The following is a 21,012-nucleotide window of genomic DNA, read 5'->3' on the forward strand; positions in this document are numbered from 1 at the left end:
TGGGCACACTCGCTCTTCATGATCCAGCGACACCCCCGAGGAACTGGAAAGAAGGAGCTGAACATGTCCCTGATATTGGTAATCGGCAACAAGAACTACTCGTCCTGGTCCCTGCGTGCATGGCTGGCCATGGAGCTGACCGGCTCGCCCTACGACGAAGTACGTATCCCGCTCTACCAGGCGGATAGCCACAAGCGCCTGCTCGCCTATTCGCCCACCGCCAAGGTGCCCGTGCTGCAGTCCGAAGATGGCACCATCTGGGACTCCCTGGCCATCGCTGAATATCTCGCCGAACGCTTCCCCGAGGCACATCTGTGGCCCTTCGGTCAGGCCGCCCGCGCCTTCGCTCGTGCCGTCTGTGCCGAGATGCACAGTGGCTTCGTTCCCCTGCGCAGCCACATGCCGATGGACATGAAGCGCAATCAGCCCCTGGCCGAGGTCCCGGAAGAGGTGGCCGAGGACATTCGCCGCATCAGCGCGATCTGGGCCGAGTGCCGCTCGCGCTTCGGTCAGGACGGCCCCTATCTGTTCGGCCATGCCAGCATCGCCGATGCTTTCTACGCGCCGGTGGCCTGCCGCCTGCGCAGCTACGGCGTTGAGCTGCCGGCGGATGCCGAGGCCTATGTCGAAACCATTTACCGGTGGCCTGCCTTCCAGCGCTGGTACCAGGCCGCCTTGCAGGAAACGGAGATCATTGAATGAAACGAGTGCATGTTGCCGCCGCAGTCATCCGCGGCGCCGACGGCCGGGTACTGATTGCCAGGCGCCCTGACGACAAGCACCAGGGCGGCCTCTGGGAATTTCCCGGCGGCAAGGTAGAGGAGGGCGAGGCCGTGCAGGCCGCGCTCTCCCGCGAACTGGAGGAGGAACTGGGCATCCGTGTAAGCGCAGCCCGGCCGTTGATTCAGATTCACCATGACTACCCGGACAAGCACGTGCTGCTGGATGTCTGGGAAGTCAGCGCCTTTACCGGCGAGCCCCATGGCGCCGAAGGCCAGCCGCTTGTCTGGGCGTCACCGCGAGAGCTGGGTGACTATGAATTCCCTGCCGCCAACAAGCCGATCGTGGCCGCTGCGCGGTTGCCTGATCGCTACCTGATTACCCCGGATGACATCGAACCACAGGCCCTGCTGGCTGGCCTCAAGACGGCCCTGGCGAGTGGCGTGCGTCTGGTGCAGTTGCGCGCGCCGCGCATGTTCGATGCCCAGTACCGCGACCTGGCCGTGGATGTACAGGGGCTCTGCGCGGGCAAGGCGCAGCTCATGCTCAAGGGACCGCTGGAGTGGCTGGGCGACTTCCCCGCCGCCGGTTGGCACCTGACCGCCGAGCAACTGCGCAAGTACTCCCCCAACGGCCGTCCATTCCCACGCGAGCGCTGGCTGGCGGCGTCCTGCCACAGTATCGAGGAACTGCAGCTTGCGGCGGCTATGGAGGTGGATTTCGTCACCCTCTCGCCGGTACAAGCCACCCAGACCCACCCCGAGGCACAGCCCCTCGGTTGGGAGCGCGCCGAGGAACTGCTTCGCGGCTTCAACCAGCCGGCTTATCTGTTGGGCGGTGTTGGCCCTGATGAACTGGAGCGTGCCTGGCAGGTCGGTGCACAGGGCGTGGCCGGGATTCGGGCGTTCTGGCCAGAGTCGTAGGTTGGGCTGAGCTCGGCGAAGCCCAACGCTGAGGCGCTAGATTGGGCTTCGTTTCGTTCCAACGGATCGCTGCACTTACCAACCTACGGCCGACTTGCTGCCTGCCAAAGCACCTCGTTTACGCCCTGCCTCAAGGCAATCAGGCGCGCAGCGACGAACAGCAGGTCGGAGAGGCGGTTGAGGTAGGCCAGCAGCTCTTCGCGCAGCGGTTCCTCGCCGTTCAGCGCCTGTGCGCGGCGTTCGGCACTACGGGCTTGGCTGCGGCAGATGTGGGCTTGGGCTACCAGGCGGGAGCCACCAGGAAGAATGAAGTTCTTCAACGGCCCGAGTTCGTCGTTCCAGAGATCGATGGCGGCTTCCAGTCGCTCGATCTCCGGCTTTTCCACCACCTGGTACTCCGGCATCGCCAATTCGCCGCCGAGGTCGAACAGACGATGCTGACAGGGTGCGAGCATGTCGATCACCTCGCTCAAGCCGGGTGATTGCGGCAGGGCTTCGAGCAGTTCCGCGAGCAACAGGCCGAGTTGGCTGTTCAGCGTGTCGACCTCGCCTATGGCTTCGATTCGCGGGTGGTTCTTTGGCACGCGCCGTCCACTGGACAGACCGGTTTCGCCCTTGTCGCCGGTGCGGGTATAGATCTTCGAAAGGCGATTGCCCATTTCAGGTTCCTGCTTCCGTGGCGGCGGAAGTCAGCGGCAGGCGCAGGGTGAAGCAGGTGCCCTGGCCGGGCTTGGACTGCACTTCCATCTGCCCCTTGTGGTTGTTGGTGATGATGAAATACGAGACCGACAATCCGAGCCCCGTGCCCTGGCCGACTTCCTTGGTGGTGAAGAAGGGTTCGAAGATGCGCTTGCGCACGCTCTCGGGGATGCCCATGCCGGTGTCCTCCACCTGGATTTCCGCCCACGGCGGGCACAGCCGGGTGCGCAGCGTGATGCGGCCTTCCTCGTCGTCCTCGCGCAGGTGAATGGCCTGCGCGGCGTTCTTCAGCAGGTTGAGCAACACCTGCTCCAGCTCATTGGCCGTGCCGGGCACCGGTCCCAGCTCAGGGTCGAATTCGCGGACGATCTTGAGGCCCTTGAAGTCGAACCCTTCCGTCAGGTCGAAGTCGTTGCTGGCGATTTCCAGCGCCTGGTCGATCAGCACCGGCAACTGACAGGGCGCCAGCTGGCGATTGCTGCGTCGGCTGAAGGCGAGCATGTGGGTGACGATCTTGGCCGCCCGGGCGCCGGCCTGGTGAATGTCGTCCAGCAGCTTGGGCACTTCGCGGGCCTCCAGGTACTGGTTGACCGACGTCAGGCTGAGGCCATTGATCGCCGCCTGTTCCTGGTTACGGTCGAGTTCCGGGGAGATGCGTCTGCGGATGTTCTGCACGTTGTGCAGGATGGCCCCTAGCGGATTGTTGATCTCGTGGGCCATGCCGGCAGCCAGGCCGCCCACCGAGAGCATCTTCTCCGATTGCACCATCAGCTCTTCCATCGACAGGCGCTGAGTGATGTCGTCGATGCGGATCACCACGCCGCGCCCGGTGCCCCCCATCAGCGGGTAGAAGGTCAGCGCATAGTTGTGGACGTTCTCGCCGACCAGCCAGCTCACCCGTTCCACCTTTTCCACCTTGTGCTTTTCGGCGGTCAGGCGGATCTGCGGGAGGAAGGGCTTGAGCGAGGGAAAGGCGAGGAACACCGGCTGGTTCAGCGCATCGTCCATGGGGGTGCCGGAGAGCGCGCTGGCCTCCTGGTTCCACTGGGTGACGTAGAGCTGCTCGTCCAGTGCGATGAGTGCCGAGGGCATGGAGTCGATGATGCTGTTGAGATAGTTCTGGAAGCCGGTGAGCTTCTTCTCGATCTTGCTGCGCACCTGGACTTCGAGCTCCAACTTGCGGTTGGAATGGCGGGTTTCTTCGGCCAGTTCGTGGGCCTGGTCGAAGGCTGCCTGGGCATCGTCGCGGGCGCGCTTGAGCTGCTGCTCGCGGGCCTCGATGCGACTGAGCATGGTGTTGAAGGCATCCGCCAGGCTGCCGATCTCGTCGCGATTGCCACGGGGAGCCCGCAGGGCGTAGTTCTCCTCGCGGGTCACCTGGCGCGAAAGCTCCTCCAGGCGGCGGATGGGGCGGGTGACCATGCGCCTGATCTGCCGCGCCACCAGCAGCCAGAGCAGTACGCTGCAGGCCAGGATGGCCAGGCTCGCGGTCAAGGTGCCGGTATAGAACACGCCGGGTAGTTCGCTGGAGGCCACCAATAGCAGGTGGCCGGCGGGTTTGCCGGGAATCGGCAGTTCGGTCACATAGGACGTGCGGAACTCTCGCAGCCGCCAGGTGGAAATGTCGTCGGCCTTCAGTGGCAGATCCAGCTGTTCGCCGCGCTGCAACTGCGCCAGCAGACGGCCATCGGTGTCGTAGAGGGCCGCGACCCGCAAAGGCGTATAGCTGTTCAGGCGCTGCAGCATCGCCTTCGCGTTCCCTTCCGAGGACAGGGCTTCCGGGCCAACGGCCGAGGTGGCGAAGAGCCGCCCGAGGGTTTCCAGGCCCTGCGGCGCCACGCTTTCCTGGGAGATCCAGTAGGCGGCGCTGATGAAGGCCAGGTTGGCGATGAGGAGGACAGTGGCAAGCAGGACCAGCAATGCGGCGAGCAATTTGCGGCCGACCGACAGGTTATCTAGGCGCTGACGCAGATTGGTCAAGGAAATATCCGCGGCTGGGGTGAAGGGCAGGTTGGGCTGTGCACGAACACCTGATTGTCGCTCGATGGCTTTTCGAACAGAGCCTAGCGCGGGGTCAGGTGACGGGCAATCCACGCTTTTCCAGATGGGCCCTGAGGCGAGCGTGCAGGCTGGCCAGATGCGGCAGGCTGATTTGGTGGCGAGCGGCGCTGGTGCAGGCGTGGCCGAGCAGGTAGCTGATCTCGGTACGGCGACCGTTTGCGACGTCCTGGTACATGGACGAGTAGTTCGCTGCAGTGGCCTGGATCACGCGTTGCACTTCTTCGTGCAGGCCTTCGGCGGCGTCCGGCTGGCCGCAGCGGCGCAGTAACTCGGCCAGCTCGAGGCAGAGCACGCCAACTTCCGCAGGGTGCTCGGCGAGGCCGCCGTTACGGCAGTCGTAAAGCACGGTGAGGGGGTTGATGGCGCAGTTGAGCGCCAGCTTGCGCCAGAGGCGCGAAAGGATGTCGGGCGTCCAGCCATGGGGAATTCCCGCCTGCTCCAGCTCATCCAGCCAGGCGGGGGCGGCGGGCTGCAGAGGATCGCCCAGCCAGGTGAAACCGTGGCCGGCAAAGACCACGCGGAAGTCCGCTTCGCGAAAGGCGCCTTCGGTGCTGGAGGCGAGTATGCAGCGGGCGTGGGGCAGGCGCAGGGCAACGGCGTCCTGACTGCCCAGGCCGTTCTGCAACAGGATGAGTTCGGCGCCAGGTGCCAGATGCGGCAGCAGTGGCTGGACCGCCGCTTCGGCGTCGTAGGCCTTGCAGGCGACCAGAAGGCGCCTGATCGGTCCGGCCTTGCTGGGCAGCTCGGCCGGGATGGCGTACTGCTGCGCCTGGCCCTGCTCGACGAGGGTCAGGCCACCGGCCGCTTCATAGGCCTGCAGCCGCGCGCGATCGCGCAGAATCAGCCGTACCGGCTTCCCGGCGCGCGCAAGGCGGGCGGCCCAGAGGCTGCCCAGGCTGCCCGCGCCGAGAATATGCCAGGTCATGGTTGTGGCAGGCGCAAGGCGGTGACGCGACCGCTGGCGTAGGCTTCAGGGAGCATCGCGCTGGCTTTCTCCAGAAGCTCCTCGACATCCAGGGGCAGGGCCTTGGTATCGAGGCCGACGAGGGTGATGCCGGCCTTGAGGGTGATGAAACCCTCGCTGGTCTTGAAGGCTTTCAGGTTCAGGCCTTCATGCAGGCGACGGAAACTGCTCGGTGAGCATTCGTGGAGGTCGTCGAGCAGGGTGATCAGGCCGAAATGGCTGTCGTCCACGCGCGTCAGGACGTCCAGCGGACGCACCAACTGCTGCAGGCGCCGGGCGACACCGTGTAGCAGCTCGTTGTAGAAGGATTCGCCGTACTGCTGGCGCAGTTGCGGAGCATCCAGCAGGCCGATCAGCAGGTAGCACATGGCGCCGCCCCGGGACTCCACCTGGCGCAGGCTGTCGGCGAGCTTCTGGCGCAGGTAGCGCGGGTTGCCGAGGCCGGTGAGGGAGTCCACCAGGTTACGTTGTTCCAGGCTGGCGATGTTCTGGGTCAGCAGGCGGTTCTCCTGCAACAGGCGCTGCAGGGTGTTGCACAGGCGATCAGCCGCGTAGACCCGCGGAACCAGTTGCTCGCTCATCGCCGCCTTGCTGATGAAGTCGTCCACGCCGCGATCGAAAGCTTCGCCGAGGACGTTCTCACCTTCCTTGCCCGTGAGCAGGATGATGTAGCTGTAGTGATCGGTCATTTCATCCAGCTGACGCACGCGGGCGGTCAGTTCCAGGCCATCGATCTCGGGCATCAGCCAGTCGGCGAGGATGACGTTGGCGGGCTTGGACTCCAGCAACTGCAGGGCTTCGCTGGCGCTGCTGGCGAATCGCAGATCCTGGTAGCCGGCCTGGCTGAGGGTTCGGCCGATCATGGCGCTGGAAAACTTGGCGTCGTCCACCACCAGGATACTGAGATGAGGGTTGGGCATGTGGCAGGCTCGCAAGGGGAGTGGAACAGCGGTATATGGCGTTATGATATCAAGCCTCGTTCGGATTCCCTTGTCGCCCTACCGTTCTGCCGGTTTCGGACTGCTGGGGAAGGTCTCCAGAAGGCGGCTTGTCGCCTCGGTTATAATGGGTGCGCATTTTTTACCGTCAAGCCAGGCGCGCTCATATCCGTGAAGTAGATCGCGCCGTCTATCTGGAGGAATCCCATGCCCTCGTTCGACGTGGTGTCCGAACTGGACAAACACGAAGTCACTAACGCCGTCGACAACGCCATGAAAGAGCTCGATCGCCGCTACGACCTGCGCGGCAAGGGCAGTTTCGAGTTCAAGGAACTGACGGTCACCCTGACGGCCGACGCCGATTTCCAGCTGGAGCAGATGCTGGAAATTCTCAGGATGGCGCTGGTCAAGCGCAAGATCGATGTCCAGTGCCTCGAGATCAAGGACTCCTACGCTTCCGGCAAGATCGTGAAGCAGGAAGCCGTTCTGCGCGAAGGTATCGACAAGGAACTGGCGAAAAAGATCGTCGCCCACATCAAGGAAAGCAAACTCAAGGTCCAGGCCGCGATCCAGGGTGAGCAGGTGCGCGTCACCGGCAAGAAGCGCGACGACCTGCAGGAAGCCATCGCCGCCCTGCGTGCCAAGGAATTCGGCATGCCCCTGCAATTCAACAACTTCCGCGACTGAGCGGAACCTTCGCGGCCGAATCGCGTCGCAAAACTGAAGTCCTTTGAACCGTCGCTGCCATGGCTCGTCCATGGCGGCCCGGTTTTTTGCATCGCTGAAATAGTGCGGGAGAGTGCCCATGGAGATGAACGTCGACGAACTGGTGAAGGTATCCCAAGCCTGGTTGCCTGTAGTGCTGGAGTACAGCGGCAAGCTGACGCTGGCGCTGCTCACCCTGCTGATCGGCTGGTGGCTGATCAATGTGCTGACCGGCCGGGTCGGAACGCTGATGCAGCACCGCCGCGTCGACCGTACGTTGCAGGGGTTCATCGGCAGCCTGGCCAACATCATCCTGAAGGTGCTGTTGCTGGTCAGCGTGGCGTCCATGATCGGCATATCGACCACGTCCTTCGTTGCCGCCATCGGTGCGGCGGGCCTGGCCATCGGCCTGGCGCTGCAGGGCAGCCTGGCCAACTTCGCAGGGGGTGTGCTGATCCTGCTGTTCCGCCCCTTCAAGGTCGGTGATTTCATCGAGGCGCAGGGCGTTTCCGGCACGGTGGACCACATCCAGATCTTCCACACCGTGCTGCGCACCGGCGACAACAAGACTGTGATCATGCCCAACGGCGGCCTGTCCAACGGCATCATCACCAACTACTCCAAGCAGGCGAATCGCCAGGTCCTGTATGACGTGAAAGTGGATTACTCCACCGACCTCGCCAAGGCCCGCGATGTGCTGCTGAAGCTGGCTCAGGACCCGCGCGTGCACAAGGACCCGGAGCCGGTGGTGGTGGTTTCGTCCCTGGGTGATACCTCGATCAACCTGTCGCTGCGCCTGTGGACGTCCAACGCCGACTACTGGGGCGTGATCTTCAAGCTCAACGAAACCGTGCGTGACAGCCTCAACGCGGTTGGCGTCGAGCTGGCGCAGCCGCCGCGCATGGTGCAGGTGGTGCCGAGCTGAGGTTCGGCAGGAACGAAAAAGGCCGGCATTTGCCGGCCTTTTTCATGCCTGTGGATAAGTCAGGGCTGCTCGGTAGAGCCAGGCGTCGCCGATGCGTCGGAGGAGCCATTCTCCTTCGGCTGCTGGCGGTCGCGGCCCCACTGGATGGCGATCAGCACCAGTGTGGGAATGCCCAGCAATGCCGTGATGAGGAAGAAGTTGTGGTAGCCCACGCTTTCCACCATTACGCCGGAGTAACCGCCGATCAGGCGTGGCAGCAGCAGCATGATGGAGCTGAGCAGGGCGTACTGGGTCGCGGAGAACTTCAGGTTGGTCAGGCTCGAGAGGTAGGCGACGAACGCCGAAGTGGCCAGCCCTGCACTGAAGTTGTCGCAGGAAATGGTCAGGATGAGCATGTTCAGGTGGGCACCCATGTCGCTCAGGGCCACGAACATCAGGTTGGTGGCTGCCGAGCTGATGCCGCCGATGAACAGGATCGGCAGGATGCCGAAGCGCACGATGAGCACCCCGCCCGCACCCGCGCCGAGCAGCGTCATCACCAGGCCGAACAGCTTGCTGACGCTGGCGATCTGCTCCTTGGTGAAGCCCTGGTCGATGTAGAACACGTTGGCCATCACGCCCATGACGGTGTCCGACATGCGGTAAGTGGCAATCAACCCCAGCAACAGCAGCGCCTGCCAGCGATAGCGCTGGACGAACTCGCTGATCGGGGTGAGGACCGGTGCCATCAACAGGCGGCCAGCGGCGGAGAAGCACGCCAGGGTGATCAGCAGGAACATCGTCCCGCGTGGCCAGGCGCCGGAGGAGAAGGCTTTGGCGGCAGCGGCGATGGTCACCAGGATCACGATCAGGACGATGATCGAAACCGCCTGGTGGACGAAGTCGAAGTTGGGCATCACCTTGCCCCGCGCGGCGACCAGCAGTTGGCGGCGCTGCTGGCTGAGCAGCTCGCGCACCGGCAGGATCTGGCGCATGCCCCAGGGCGACAGGCAGGTGACCAGGAAGATGGCGTAGAGCGCGGCGCGTGGCCAGGCACGGTCGAGCAGGCCGGTGATCATCGCTGGCAGGGAGATCAGCATGACCAGCAGGATCAGCACGGAGGAGAGCTGGTGCTTGAGCTTGAAGCGCGAGGTGGTGCTCGTGGCCGGCAGGTCCACCGGTGGCTCGCGCATCCACAGGCTGGTGATCAGCCCCGGCAGCATCAGCAGGGCGAACAGCAGGTAGGTACCGGCCCAGGCACCGTATTCATAGACCTGGGCGGTGGAGCCGAACCATTCGGCGAAGTAGAGCGCGCCGGCGGTGGCGAGTAGCGCGGAGACGCGGTAGCCGGTCATGTAGCTGGCGGCCAGGGCGGCCTGCCGGCTGTCTTCGGCGATTTCCAGGCGATAGGCATCGATGGCGATGTCCTGGGTGGCCGAGGCGAAAGCCACCAGCACCGCCAGCGCGATGAGCCAGGTGAGGTTGGTCTTGGGATCGCACAGGGCCATGCCCACCAGCCCGAGGCCCACCAGCGCCTGGGACAGCACCAGCCAGGAGCGACGCCGTCCGAGGCGGCCCAGCAGCGGCAGGCGCCACTGGTCGAGCAGCGGCGACCAGATCCATTTGAAGGCGTACGCCAGGCCGATCAGGCTGGCGAAGCCGATGGTCTCGCGAGAAACACCTGCCTCGCGAAGCCAGACGGAAAGGGTGGAAAACACCAGCATGTAGGGAAGGCCGGCGGCGAACCCGAGCAGCAATAGCGAAAGCGTGGCCGGTGTGGCGTAGGCGGCGATGGCTGCGCGCCAGGAGCGATGGGGCATTAGCGGTGTGGTCCGGAAAGCGTGGTGCTGGGCATAAGGCTGCTCGCGGCGTCCATGGTGGGAGCGGAAAACAGGGCAGGGCGCACTCTAACCCTTGGGTGGCATGGGATGCCAGCCGTGCCGACGCATGTCCACCCGATCGTTCTGGATACTGACCCCTTCGGCGCGCAAACGTGCCCGCTGCTCATTGCCCGAAGGCGTGCCCAGCGCCAGGCTGAAGCGTCCGCCAGCCCCCAGCACCCGATGCCAGGGCAATTGGGTCCCGGTCGGCAATTGGCTCAGGGTGCGACCGACCCAGCGAGCGGCACGACCCAGGCCAGCCAATTCAGCCAACTGGCCATAGGTCACGACCTTGCCTTCCGGAACCTGGCCCAGGGTCAGGTAGAGCGCTTCGCGGCGGACGTCCGTGCTTGCTGTCGGCAAGTCGGCCCATGCATGCTCTGGCGCTTCTTCTTTCTTCTTCTTACCGACCATGCTGCTCCGTAGCCTGCTTGCTTCGTTCGTGTTGCTTAACTGCCTGCCGCTCTGGGCCGACACCGTGTGGTTGAACAACGGTGACCGCCTGACCGGGGAAATCATCCTGCTGGATGGCGGCAAGCTCGCATTGAAAACCAAATATGCCGGCCAGGTCCTGATCGACTGGAAGGATATCGACACCCTCCGCTCCGAAAAACCATTGCTGATCAAGCGCCAGGGCCTCGACAGCCAGCATAGCCGCAGCCTTGGCGCGGCGGGCAAAGGCATGGTGCACCTGGTCAATGGCAAGAGCGAGACGGTGCCGCTGGCGAGCATTCGGCAGATGGTGCCGCCGCGCCCCGTCCTCAAGGACCGGGTCTGGGAGGGCAACCTCGATGCCAAGCTGGACATGGAGCGCAACGACGACAAGACGGACGAGTGGAAACTCAAGGGCGATACCCGCGTCGAGCATGGCCGCTGGCGGCATGTCATGAGCGGCCAGTTCGAGAAGGAAACCAAGAACGGCGAGCGCACTGAGGACAGCTGGGAGCTGGAGTACGACCTCGACCGCTTCCTCACCGAACACTGGTTCGTGCGAGGCAGTTACGACCAGGAGAACGACCAGTTCCAGTTCTTCGAGCGGCAGCGATCCTATGGGCTCGGGCCCGGCTATCGGTTTTGGGACAACGAACTGGGCCGTTTCGACCTGATCGCGCAGTTGTCCCGTTTCCAACTGGAAAGCGATGACGGCAACCTGGATTTCAACGCCTATTCCTTCGAATGGGACTTCAAGCGACTGATCTGGGGAACCCGTTTCGAGCTCTATTCCAAGGCCCAGCTGCAGGTGCCGCAGATAGACGAGGTCGACTACGTGCTCGACAGCGAATTCGGCCTGCGCTATCGCCTGAACGACTGGGCACGCCTGTCGCTGCTCTACGAACTGGATCAGTTGCGAGGGCTGGGCCAGACGGACTCGGACAAGCACTATCTCATCGGTGTTGGTATCGGTTGGTAGGGCAGGGAAGGGGCACGTCCATCGATTTTCCGGAACTCAGCAGGTGTTGGCCGGTCAGTCCTTGCTCTGCTGTCGGTCATACGGATAATGCCCGGCTTTTTTCGAAGACCCGAGCAAAGAATCCGCTTTATGTTGTCCAGAAACCTGCTGTGCATGGCGCTCGCCGCCGCTTCCTCCGCCTCTTTCGCCGACACCGTCTGGATGAAGAATGGCGACAAACTCACCGGTACGATCCGCGTGTTCGATGGTGGCAAGCTGGTTCTGGAGACCGACTACGGTGGCACCATCCCGCTGGACTGGAAGAAAGTCGCCACCCTGGAAAGTGACCGCGAGCTGCTGATCAAGCAGGACGATCTCAACGGCGAACGCGCCAAGTCGCTGCATCGTGCCGACGAAGGCAAGGTGATCCTCGCCAACGGCGAGGCGCCGAAGGAAGTCGAGCTGGCCAGCATCGAACAGATCATGAAGCCCAAGCCTCTGGTGGAAGACCTCACCTGGAGCGGCAACGTCGATCTGGCGCTGGACTACAAGCGCGCCGAGCGGGACACCGACGACTACGACGTCGACTTCAAGACCAAGGCGCGCCACGGCCGTTGGCGGCACAACGCCTCGGGCGAGTACAACCGCGAATTCACCGACGACGAGAAGACCACGGACAACTGGGAAACCGAGTACGCCCTCGATCGCTTCATCACCCAGAAGTTCTTCTGGCAAGGCCGCGGTGAGTACAAGCGCGACAAGGTCGAAGACCTCGAACGCCAGCGCACCCTGGGTACCGGCCCCGGTTACCAGTTCTGGGACGACGAACTCGGGGCCTTCTCCCTGGCCGGGCTGGTCAACCGCAGTGACTTCCAGTTCTCCAACGGCGAGAAGGAAAACTTCTACTCCATCAGTACCAAGTGGGATTACAACCGCTACCTGGTGGGCAAGACCGTGGAGCTCTTCACCAACGGCGAGGTCGGCCGTCCCCTGGACAACACCGCCGACTACGCGCTGGATGCTGAAGTGGGCCTGCGCTACAAGCTCACCGACTGGGCCTCGCTCAACATGAAAGCGGAGAAGGACCAGGTCAGCGGCGCCGAGGGTGAAGTCGACGAAACCCGCTACACCGTGGGCTTCGGTGTGGGCTGGTAAAAGTCGGATTGTCTGTAGGAGCGAGCTTGCTCGCGAAAGATCGTGCGCGGATGTTCGCGAGCAAGCTCGCTCCTACAAGTCGGTCGCGATTGAAATCGCTCCCACACCCGGTGCCTGGTCTTATACCCAGGCGCCAAACTCGTACATCCGGTCGGTTGTCCCCTTGCTGGTATAAACTTAAAAGTCCAAGATGGACAAATTGTTTATGCCAGTCTCGGGAGCATCCCCCATGTCCAGCACCCCGCCCATTGTTCTCCAGCAAGCCGAAGCTCGCCGCCTGCTCCAACAGGTGGACGTTCACCAGGCCATGCGCAACATGTTCCTCGACCTCGCCGCCGGTGAAGCGGTACAGCCGGCCCAACAGTTGGTGGAGTTCCCCAATGCTGCAGGCGACTTCATCAACTACCTGGGCGTGCTGGCCAAGGATGGGGTCTACGGCGTAAAGACATCGCCTTACATCAAGAAACCCGATGGTGCCCTGGTCACGGCCTGGACACTGCTGATGTCCATGGACAGCGGCCAGCCTCTGCTGCTCTGCGATGCCGCCGAGTTGACCACCGCACGCACCGCCGCGACCACCGCCGTAGCCGTCGAGGTCCTCGCACCGGCCCAGGCGCGTCGACTCGCCGTGGTCGGCAGCGGCCCGGTGGCCCGTGCCCACCTGCATTACGTGAAAGGCCTGCGTGATTGGCAACGTATCGCCGTCTATTCGCCCTCCCTCTCGGACGATGCCCGGACGCAACTGGCTGCCCAGGACCCGCGCGTGGAATTCAGTGCCACCCTGGAGGACGCAGTCGCCGAAGCCGATGTGGTGATGCTCTGTACGTCGTCCGCCGGCCCGGTGCTGGACCCACGCAGCCTGGCGAAGCCCGCCCTGGTCACCTCCATCAGCACCAATGCCCCGCGCGCCCATGAAGTGCCGCCGCAGGCGCTGGGTGAAATGGATGTGTATTGCGACTATCGCGCTACCACGCCGGGCTCCGCAGGCGAGATGCTGCTCGCCGCCGAGCTTCACGGCTGGAGCCGCGACGCCATCCGTGGCGACCTGCCGGAGCTGGTGAGTGGCAAGGCGGCTCGGCCCGATTACAGCCGGCCGGTCTTCTTCCGTTCCATCGGTCTGGGCCTGGAAGACATGGCCCTGGCCAACGCCCTCTATCATCTGCAACGCCAAGGACAGTGAGGTAGACGCCATGCAACAGGCTGACTTCATCATTATCGGCGCCGGTATCGCCGGTGCCTCCACCGGCTTCTGGCTGTCCCGCCACGGCCGCGTGCTGGTGCTGGAACGCGAGGAGCACGCCGGCTACCACTCCACCGGTCGTTCCGCTGCGCTCTATACCGTCGCCTACGGCACTCCCCAGGTGCGTGCGCTGACCGCCGCGAGTCGTGCGTTCTTCGACGCGCCGCCGGAAGGCTTCAGCGAGCACCCGCTGCTCACCCCGCGTGGCGAGATGGTGGTGGACTTCACTGGCGATGCCGCTGAGCTGCAGCGCCAGTTCGACAGTGCGCTGGAGAACGTCCCCGACATGCAGATGCTCACCCCTGATCAGGCCTGCGCCCTGGTGCCGGTGTTGCGCCGGGACAAGGTGCAGGGCGCCATGCTCGACCCCAGTGCCGCCGATATCGACACCGATGCCCTGCACCAGGGCTACCTGCGTGGTATTCGCCGCAACGGCGGCGAAGTACGCCATAGCTGCGAAGTGACCGGTGTGACCCGTGACGGTGACCAGTGGCGGGTGGAAACCTCCCAGGGCAGCTTCCAGGCCGCGACGCTGATCAATGCCGCCGGTGCCTGGTGCGACCAGCTCGCGAAGCTTGCCGGCGTCCAGCCGCTGGGCCTGCAACCCAAGCGCCGCGCTGCGTTCATCTTCTCGCCGCCGGAAGGCGTAGATGCGCACAAATGGCCGGCGTTGGTGAGCCTGGACGAATCCTTCTACTTCAAGCCGGACGCTGGAGTGCTACTGGGCTCGCCGGCAAACGCCGACCCGGTCGATCCCCACGATGTGCAGCCGGAAGAACTGGACATCGCCCTCGGCATCTACCAGATCGAGGAGCACACCAGCATGACCATTCGCCGTCCCGCGCGGGTCTGGGCTGGGCTGCGTTCGTTCTTCCCCGATGGCGACCTGGTGTCCGGCTACGACTTGCGCGCGCCGGACTTCTACTGGGTGGCGGGGCAGGGCGGCTACGGTATCCAGACCTCCGCTGCCATGGGCGAGGCCAGTGCCTGCCTGATCCTGCGCCAGCCGTTGCCGGAGCACCTGACGCAATTCGGCCTGACCGAGGCCATGCTGTCGCCCGCGCGGCTGGGGTGACGACGTTGGCGCTTTGCGCCACACTCGCTGCGCCGGGCCTTGTGCCCGGCGCCGATCTTCATGCTCCAGGAGCCGCTCCATGACCTCTCGCCCAGACCTCGCCCTGGACAACTACCGCGCCATCGCGGACGCCATCGCCACGCTGTTCTTTCCCCATGCTGAGGTGGTGCTGCACGACCTGCGGACACAGAAGATCGACTACATCGCCAACAACATCTCCAAGCGCTGCGTGGGCGACGATGCGGCGCTGGAAGACCTGTTCAGCGAGGAAGTGGATGAGCGGAACATCGGCCCCTACGAGAAGCTCAACTGGGACGGTCAGAAGATCCGCTCGGTGAGCACCGTGCTGCGCGATGCCCAGGGCGCGCCGCTTGCCATGCTCTGCATCAACCTGAATATCTCCATGTTCGAGGCGGCCAAGGCGGCCCTCGACCTGTTCCTGTCCTCCAGCAAGCTCATTCCCCAGCCCGACGCGCTGTTCCGCGACGACTGGCAGGAGCGTATCAACACCTTCCTGCACAACTGGCTGCGGCAGCGTCAGCTCGGCCTCAACCTGCTGACCCGTGATCACAAGCGCGAACTGGTCCTGGCCCTGCATGCCGAGGGCGCCTTCAAGGGAAAAAGCGCTGCCAACTACGTGGCCAACGTGCTCAACATGGGTCGCGCCACCGTCTACAAGCACCTCAAGGAACTGAAGGAAGAGTCGGTCTGAAGCATCTGCTCTTGTAGGTTGAGCTGAGCGAAGCGAAGCCCAACGTCTTCGCGAACAAGCGTTGGGCCGCGCTTCGCTTGGCCCAACCTACGGTGATTCCGGTGTTCGCAGCCTGCGCCTGAACGCTCCTGGCGTTTCCCCGCACAATTGCTTGAACAACTTGGCGAACGTCGCCCGATCGGCGTAACCCACCTGCGCCGCCACCTGTTCCAGGGACCGCGCCGGGTTGCGCAGGGCGATCTGCGCTGCGCTGATGCGCAGTCGTTGCAGGTAGGCATTCGGGGTCAGGCCGGTGGAGGCCTTGAAGCGTCGCAGCAGGGTGCGGCTCGAACAGTGGGCGCGGGTCGCCAGGGCGTCCACGTCCAGCGGTTCGGCCAGGTTGCGCTGCAGCCAGAGCAGCAGCGGGCTTATCTGTGGATCGTCCCCGCCGGCGGCTGGCAACAACGGAGCGAAGCGCGATTGGAGACCGCGCTGCATGTCGAACACCATGGCGCTGGCCACGCGTTGTGCGAGCCAGTCGCCCGCATGCCAGCCGATCAGGTGCAAGCAGAGGTCCAGCCCCGCCTGGGCACCACCCGAGCAGAACAGGTTGCCGTCCTCCGTCAGCATGGCATCCGCATCCAGCCGGACCTGTGGATAACGTTTGCGGAAGGCCGGTGCCAGCGCCCAGTGCGTCGTGGCGCGACGGCCGTCGAGGCGACCCGAAGCGGCCAGCAGGAAGGCACTGCTGCAGAGGCTGGCGAGTTGCTGGGTGTCTGGCCGCGCGGCTAGCCAGGGCAGCAGTGCCTGGTTGGCTGCGAGGGTTTTCTCCACGCCAGGGCCGGTCGCTGTCAGCAGTACCAGATCGGCGCGCTCCGCCAGTGCCAGATCGCCATCCACCCGTACCTCGGCCATGCCGATATCCACAGCGCGGCCATCACGGCTGAAGCGCTGGACCTGGAACAACGGCTCGCCGGCCAACTGGTTGGCCAGGCGAAAGGCGTCGTCGGCCGTTGCCAGGCTGGAGCAGACGGTCTGTGGGCAGACGAACAGGGCGACGCGGATCATGGATTGGACTCAGGATAGGGTTGGCGATTATTGACACAAAGTTGGCAATGCCGCCAATCGCCCTCCGGGCCATTCGGGTCAATACTGCTAGTCATACAGTCTTGTCGGAGTTGTCCATGGCTCACCCCAATGCTGAACTTATCACCCGCTTCTACCAGGCCTTCCAGCAGCTCGATGCCGAGGCCATGGCCGCCTGCTACAGCCCGGATGTGCACTTCAGCGACCCGGTGTTCACCGATCTCAATGGCCAGGAAGCCGCTGACATGTGGCGCATGTTGGCCAGCCGCGCGCAGCGGTTCAGCCTGACCTTCGACGGCGTCGAAGCGGACGACCTTTCCGGGCGCGCCAACTGGGTCGCCACTTACCTCTTCAGCCAGACCGGGCGAATGGTGGAGAACCGTATCCAGGCGCGTTTCCTCTTTTCCGACGGCAAGATCATCGAGCACCACGACAGCTTCGACCTCTGGCGCTGGGCTCGTCAGGCCCTCGGCGCCAAGGGGACGCTGCTGGGCTGGTTGCCGCCGGTGCAGAACGCCATTCGCGAGCAAGCGGCGCGAGGGCTTGCGGCGTATCGCGCCGGGGCATTGAAGGACTTGTCTTGATCAGGTGAGGCAATGCCTAATGCGGCGGCCTTTTCTCAGGACCCCGCAATGCCCGAGCAATCCGAATCCGCCCCCGCTGCCAAGCCTTGGTACGTCTATCTGGTGCGCGCCGAGAACGGTGCCCTCTACTGCGGCATCAGCGACGACCCGCAGCGGCGTTTTGCCCAGCACCAGAGCGGCAAGGGGGCACGATTCTTCCATTCCAGCCCGGCCCAGGCCCTGGTGTTCGTCGAGGCCTGCGCCGACAAGAGCGAGGCCTTGCGCCGCGAGATCGCCATCAAGCGCATGAAGAAGGCGGTCAAAGAGTCGCTGATAGAGGACTGGGTGCGCGCCGAAAGGATAGGCCTTGACCAAGTGGCCGGATAAGCTCCGGCCTCATCACAACCGCAGCGGAGCCCTGCAATGTCCGAACTCATCCTGCACCATTACGAACCCTCGCCCTTCGCCAAGAAGGCGCGGCTGATGCTCGGCTACAAGCAGCTGTCGTGGCGATCGGTGGAGATCCCGAGGATCCTGCCCAAGCCCGATCTGATGGCGCTGACCGGTGGCTACCGCAAGACGCCGGTTCTGCAGGTGGGCGCCGACATCTACTGCGACACCGCACTGATCGCCCGTCGGCTGGAGCAGGAAAAGGCCGGTCCGGCGCTGTTCCCGGAGGGGCAGGAGTTCAACGTTGCGAGCTTCGCCCTGTGGGTGGACTCGGTGGTCTTCCAGCACGCCGTGACCCTGGTGTTCCAGCCCGAATCCATCGCCGTGCGCATGGGCCAGCTACCGCCGGCCGTGCAGCAGGCTTTCCTCGCCGACCGCGCCAAGCTGTTCTCCGGCGGCAGCACGACTCGCCTGCCGGCAGACCAGGCCCGCAGCAACTGGCCCGTACTGATGGGGCGACTGCAGGACCAACTGGAGCGCAGCGAAGGCGACTTCCTCTTCGGCGAACCGTCGGTGGCTGATTTTTCCCTGGCCCACTGCCTGTGGTTCCTCAAGGCCACGCCGGTTACCGCGCCGCTGGTGGACGACTACCCGGAAGTGGCGGCCTGGTACGGTCGCGCGCTGGGGTTCGGCGAGGGCGCGAGCAGTCAACTGTCTGCCGCGGAGGCGATTGAAATCGCCCGCCAGGCCACTCCGGCTGCCTTGCCCGTCGAGGACTTCGTCGACCCCAATGGCTTCGCCCCCGGCCAGAAGGTACTGGTGGCGGCTACCGACTACGGCGTCGATCCGGTGGAAGGCGAACTGGTGTTCGTCGGCCGCGAGGAGATCATCCTGCGCCGCCAGGACGAGCGCGCCGGTACGGTGCATGTCCATGTACCGCGCCTGGGGTTCCGCATCGAAGCCCGTTGAGGCGGGGCGACCGCTCTTCTGTAGGGGCGAATTCATTCGCCAAGCAGGCCGCAGGTCTGCCCTTCGAATCCCCAGGGGGGCAGCTGCGCTGCCCTTGGCGAATGAATTCGCCCCTACAAGGCTTCCGCCCAGGTGGGCTGAAGCCCACCCTACGGATGTCGTTGTCCCAGTTTTTTTGAGCACCCCAAAACAAAGCCCGGCAATCGCCGGGCTTCGTTCATTGGGGGGCGCAGAGAGTCAATCCTTGCGGCGCTTCAGCTGGTCTTTCAGCTGGGTCGGCAACTGACGAATGATCAGCATGTCGCGGCCTTCGTCGTATTCGATCTTCGAGCCCAGCAGGTGCGCTTCGAAGCTGATCGACAGGCCCTCGGCACGCCCGGTGAAGCGCTGGAACTGGCTGAGGGTGCGCTTGTCCGGCGGAATTTCCGGCGACAGCCCGTAGTCCTTGTTGCGGATGTGCTCATAGAAGGCGCGCGGGCGGTCTTCGTCGATCAGGCCGGACAGTTCGTCGAGGGTGATCGGTTCGCCCATCTTGGCCTGGGTGGTGGCGTAGTCAACCAGGGTCTTGGTCTTTTCGCGGGCCTGTTCCTCGGCCAGGTCTTCGCTTTCCACGAAGTCACTGAAGGCCTTGAGCAGGGTGCGCGTTTCGCTCGGCGGGTCGACACCTTCCTGGCAGCCGATGAAGTCGCGGAAGTAGTCCGAGACTTTCTTGCCGTTCTTGCCCTTGATGAAGGAGATGTACTGCTTCGACTGCTGGTTGTTCTGCCACTCGGAAATGTTGATACGCGCTGCCAGGTGCAGTTGGCCCAGGTCCAGGTGCTTGGCTGGCGTGACTTCCAGCGAGTCGGTCACGGCAACGCCTTCGCTGTGGTGCAGCAGGGCGATGGCCAGGTAATCGGTCATGCCTTGCTGGTAATGGGCGAAAAGCACGTGCCCGCCGGTGGAGAGGTTGGATTCCTCCATCAGCTTCTGCAGGTGCTCCACGGCCTGGCGGCTGAAGGCGGTGAAGTCGCGGGCGCCGTCCTGGTATTCCTTCAGCCAGCCAACGAAGGGATAAGCGCCGGACTCCTCGAAGAAGAAGCCCCAGGCCTTGCCTTGCTTGGCGTTGTAGCTTTCGTTGAGATCGGCCAGGAGGTTTTCCATGGCCTGGGAAGCGCCCAGCTCGCTATCCCGGGCATGCAGCACGGCGGCGCTGCCGTCGGGCTTCTTGTCGATGAAGTGAACGATGCAGTGGCGGATGGGCATGGATCTTCGCTCTCAGGGGCACATCCGGCGCGAGGACGCGCCGGCACGAAAAGTGCGCCAGTCTACCCGACCTGCTCCTCGGCTGCCTGCCGTGTCTGCACCGCCTGCAGGCGCTCGATCACATAGCGCAGGTGCACATGCAGGTCGTACAGCTCGTTGGAGTACGACAGCGGCACTTCGACCTTCGCCAGGCGCTGTTCCAGCTTTTCGAGCTGGTCGATCTCGTTGGCGAGTTGTTCTGGCGGCGTGCCCCTGTCCAGCTTGCGGTCGATTTCGCGCAGGTACTTGTACCAGCGGTAGATGCGCGCGCGGATACGCCAGCGGTAGATCGGACCTATCGCCTTGCTCAGCGGAATCATGATCACCAGCAGCGGAATCAGCAGGATGATGTAACGGTCTGCCAGCGAGGCGATACGGAAGGGCAGGTAGCGCTGCAGGATCGGCAATCCCTTGTCGTAGTAGTAATCGGCTTCGTCCAGGCTGGCGAGCATCTGCGGCTTGGGGCTCGGATAGGTGCCAGGCGGATCGAGCAGGGTGCCGTTCTTCATCACTTCGCGGGCCGCTTCGAGGATCAGTGGCGTGAGCGAGGGATGGAACTCGTCGTTGGCGACCAGGGTGGCCACCGGGGCGAGGGTGCGAATGTCGCGCGAGGGGCTGTTGCTGGCGAGGTTGAGCAGGCCCTCGCCCACTTCCAGCTTGGTCAGGTAGGGCAGGCGCGCGCGATAAGCGGCGCTGCGGCGCAGGTTGACCAGGTCCAGTTCCGGGCTGGCCGCCAGGCGCTGCACCACGGCGCTCTCTGCCGGGCCGAGGAAGAAGCCGGCGTCCAGTTCACCGCCGAGCAGGGCGTTGGCCGCCGAGCTGCCGCTGATGAGCTGCCACTGTGGCGGATAGCGCTCGGGGCTGATCTGGTTGGCGGCGAGGAGCGCGTCGCTGACCGAGCGGGTGCCGCTGTTCGGGGCACCGATGGCAATCCGCAGCTGCAGCAGGTCGGCCATGCTGTCGATGTCCAGTTCCTTGCGTTTGAACAGCCAGAGCGGCTCCTGGTACATCACACCGAGACCGTGAAGGTGCTGGCGCTGTTTCGGGCTCAGGGTGAGTTCCTGGCCACTCTGGACCAGGGCGATATCCACTTCGCCGCTTTGCAGCTTCGCCAGGTTGTCCAGTGAACCGGTACTGCGCACCAGTTCCAGCTCGAAGCCTTGTTTGGCCAGTTCCTCCTTGAGCTTCTCGCCAAACGCGTTGTAGCCGCCCGACGGGCCACCGGTCGCCAGCCGCGCGTGCATGGGTGGAGGTGGCGCGACGAAATAGAAGAGCGCACCCACCAGTGCCGCCATCACCGGGATCAGCCAGAGGTTGGCCAGGAGCATGATCTTGAGGTCACGAAAGATGCGTTGCATGTCAGTCCTTGTCTGCA

At 64.1% G+C, this 21,012-nt stretch carries 21 protein-coding genes; 12 read left to right on the forward strand and 9 right to left on the reverse strand.

All coding sequences use genetic code 11. From position 1 onward, the window contains the following. Positions 1-63 precede the first annotated feature (63 nt). Together E8E95_RS29585 and E8E95_RS29590 are read left to right on the forward strand one after the other, a co-directional pair. Entirely contained in the window at positions 64-702 is a 639-nt protein-coding gene (locus E8E95_RS29585) for a glutathione S-transferase family protein (RefSeq protein WP_280355930.1), read from the forward strand. Then, entirely contained in the window at positions 699-1,643 is a 945-nt protein-coding gene (locus tag E8E95_RS29590) for a Nudix family hydrolase (RefSeq protein WP_280355932.1), read from the forward strand. The genes E8E95_RS29585 and E8E95_RS29590 overlap by 4 nt, the downstream gene beginning before the upstream one ends. Before the next feature lie 83 nt (positions 1,644-1,726). Here E8E95_RS29590 and E8E95_RS29595 read toward each other — a convergent pair whose 3' ends face one another. From E8E95_RS29595 to E8E95_RS29610, 4 genes are all read right to left on the reverse strand, one after another. Beyond that, positions 1,727-2,302 carry a cob(I)yrinic acid a,c-diamide adenosyltransferase gene (locus E8E95_RS29595; protein ID WP_280355933.1) on the reverse strand — a complete coding sequence of 192 codons (576 nt, stop codon included), beginning with the start codon at positions 2,300-2,302 and terminating at the stop codon, positions 1,727-1,729. Position 2,303: 1 nt separating this feature from the next. Continuing rightward, entirely contained in the window at positions 2,304-4,322 is a 2,019-nt protein-coding gene (locus tag E8E95_RS29600; protein ID WP_280355935.1) for a HAMP domain-containing sensor histidine kinase, read from the reverse strand. Between the two features lie 94 nt (positions 4,323-4,416). Beyond that, a complete protein-coding gene (locus E8E95_RS29605) occupies positions 4,417-5,328 on the reverse strand; it encodes a putative 2-dehydropantoate 2-reductase (RefSeq protein ID WP_280355937.1) in 912 nt (303 codons plus the stop codon). Next, complete coding sequence (locus E8E95_RS29610) at positions 5,325-6,287, reverse strand: response regulator (RefSeq protein WP_280355939.1); 963 nt, start codon at positions 6,285-6,287, stop codon at positions 5,325-5,327. Before E8E95_RS29610 ends, E8E95_RS29605 begins: the two co-directional genes overlap by 4 nt. 225 nt (positions 6,288-6,512) lie before the next feature. Here E8E95_RS29610 and E8E95_RS29615 point away from each other — a divergent pair, with 225 nt between their 5' ends. Both E8E95_RS29615 and E8E95_RS29620 read left to right on the forward strand, forming a co-directional pair. Further along, entirely contained in the window at positions 6,513-6,992 is a 480-nt protein-coding gene (locus tag E8E95_RS29615; protein ID WP_120652845.1) for a YajQ family cyclic di-GMP-binding protein, read from the forward strand. A gap of 118 nt (positions 6,993-7,110) precedes the next feature. Further along, complete coding sequence (locus tag E8E95_RS29620) at positions 7,111-7,935, forward strand: mechanosensitive ion channel family protein (RefSeq protein ID WP_280355941.1); 825 nt, start codon at positions 7,111-7,113, stop codon at positions 7,933-7,935. A 59-nt stretch (positions 7,936-7,994) separates the two neighbouring features. Here E8E95_RS29620 and E8E95_RS29625 read toward each other — a convergent pair whose 3' ends face one another. Further along, positions 7,995-9,734: an AmpG family muropeptide MFS transporter gene (locus E8E95_RS29625; RefSeq protein WP_280355942.1), complete on the reverse strand. Its 1,740-nt coding sequence runs from the start codon at positions 9,732-9,734 to the stop codon at positions 7,995-7,997. 87 nt (positions 9,735-9,821) lie between these two features. Then, entirely contained in the window at positions 9,822-10,208 is a 387-nt protein-coding gene (locus E8E95_RS29630) for an MGMT family protein (protein ID WP_280355944.1), read from the reverse strand. Between E8E95_RS29630 and E8E95_RS29635 the strand changes: the two genes are divergently transcribed. The 5 genes from E8E95_RS29635 to E8E95_RS29655 all read left to right on the forward strand — a co-directional run bounded on the left by E8E95_RS29635 (position 10,207) and on the right by E8E95_RS29655 (position 15,366). Then, positions 10,207-11,205, forward strand: a complete 999-nt coding sequence (locus E8E95_RS29635) for a DUF481 domain-containing protein (protein WP_280355946.1) — start codon at positions 10,207-10,209, stop codon at positions 11,203-11,205. The two genes, E8E95_RS29630 and E8E95_RS29635, sit on opposite strands and share 2 nt — an antisense overlap. Positions 11,206-11,334: 129 nt before the next feature. Then, positions 11,335-12,339: a DUF481 domain-containing protein gene (locus E8E95_RS29640; protein ID WP_280355948.1), complete on the forward strand. Its 1,005-nt coding sequence runs from the start codon at positions 11,335-11,337 to the stop codon at positions 12,337-12,339. Between the two features lie 229 nt (positions 12,340-12,568). Continuing rightward, the gene (locus E8E95_RS29645) at positions 12,569-13,519 is read left to right on the forward strand and encodes an ornithine cyclodeaminase family protein (protein ID WP_280355949.1); all 951 of its coding nucleotides are present in this window, start codon (positions 12,569-12,571) and stop codon (positions 13,517-13,519) included. Between the two features lie 10 nt (positions 13,520-13,529). Then, positions 13,530-14,654: an FAD-binding oxidoreductase gene (locus E8E95_RS29650; RefSeq protein ID WP_280355950.1), complete on the forward strand. Its 1,125-nt coding sequence runs from the start codon at positions 13,530-13,532 to the stop codon at positions 14,652-14,654. A 79-nt stretch (positions 14,655-14,733) separates the two neighbouring features. Beyond that, positions 14,734-15,366, forward strand: coding sequence for a transcriptional regulator (locus E8E95_RS29655; RefSeq protein WP_077522714.1), 633 nt, complete (start codon positions 14,734-14,736; stop codon positions 15,364-15,366). An 87-nt stretch (positions 15,367-15,453) separates the two neighbouring features. Here E8E95_RS29655 and E8E95_RS29660 read toward each other — a convergent pair whose 3' ends face one another. Continuing rightward, the gene (locus tag E8E95_RS29660; RefSeq protein ID WP_280355951.1) at positions 15,454-16,413 is read right to left on the reverse strand and encodes a helix-turn-helix domain-containing protein; all 960 of its coding nucleotides are present in this window, start codon (positions 16,411-16,413) and stop codon (positions 15,454-15,456) included. Positions 16,414-16,529: 116 nt separating this feature from the next. Here E8E95_RS29660 and E8E95_RS29665 point away from each other — a divergent pair, with 116 nt between their 5' ends. Genes E8E95_RS29665 through E8E95_RS29675 form a run of 3 tightly spaced genes read left to right on the forward strand, consistent with a single transcriptional unit; the run spans position 16,530 to position 18,353 of the window. After that, a complete protein-coding gene (locus E8E95_RS29665) occupies positions 16,530-17,015 on the forward strand; it encodes a nuclear transport factor 2 family protein (RefSeq protein ID WP_179061725.1) in 486 nt (161 codons plus the stop codon). 48 nt (positions 17,016-17,063) lie between these two features. Continuing rightward, positions 17,064-17,381 (forward strand): GIY-YIG nuclease family protein, encoded by a 318-nt coding sequence (locus E8E95_RS29670; RefSeq protein WP_280355954.1) that lies wholly within the window; start codon positions 17,064-17,066, stop codon positions 17,379-17,381. Between the two features lie 36 nt (positions 17,382-17,417). After that, positions 17,418-18,353 carry a glutathione S-transferase family protein gene (locus tag E8E95_RS29675; RefSeq protein WP_280355956.1) on the forward strand — a complete coding sequence of 312 codons (936 nt, stop codon included), beginning with the start codon at positions 17,418-17,420 and terminating at the stop codon, positions 18,351-18,353. Between the two features lie 237 nt (positions 18,354-18,590). Here E8E95_RS29675 and yejK read toward each other — a convergent pair whose 3' ends face one another. Together yejK and E8E95_RS29685 are read right to left on the reverse strand one after the other, a co-directional pair. Continuing rightward, complete coding sequence (gene yejK / locus E8E95_RS29680; protein ID WP_077522704.1) at positions 18,591-19,598, reverse strand: nucleoid-associated protein YejK; 1,008 nt, start codon at positions 19,596-19,598, stop codon at positions 18,591-18,593. A gap of 62 nt (positions 19,599-19,660) precedes the next feature. Beyond that, positions 19,661-20,995, reverse strand: coding sequence for a TAXI family TRAP transporter solute-binding subunit (locus E8E95_RS29685; protein WP_280355957.1), 1,335 nt, complete (start codon positions 20,993-20,995; stop codon positions 19,661-19,663). Between the last annotated feature and the right edge of the window lie 17 nt (positions 20,996-21,012).

The organism is Pseudomonas sp. BN414, assembly GCF_029871275.1.
Lineage (GTDB): Bacteria > Pseudomonadota > Gammaproteobacteria > Pseudomonadales > Pseudomonadaceae > Metapseudomonas > Metapseudomonas resinovorans_C.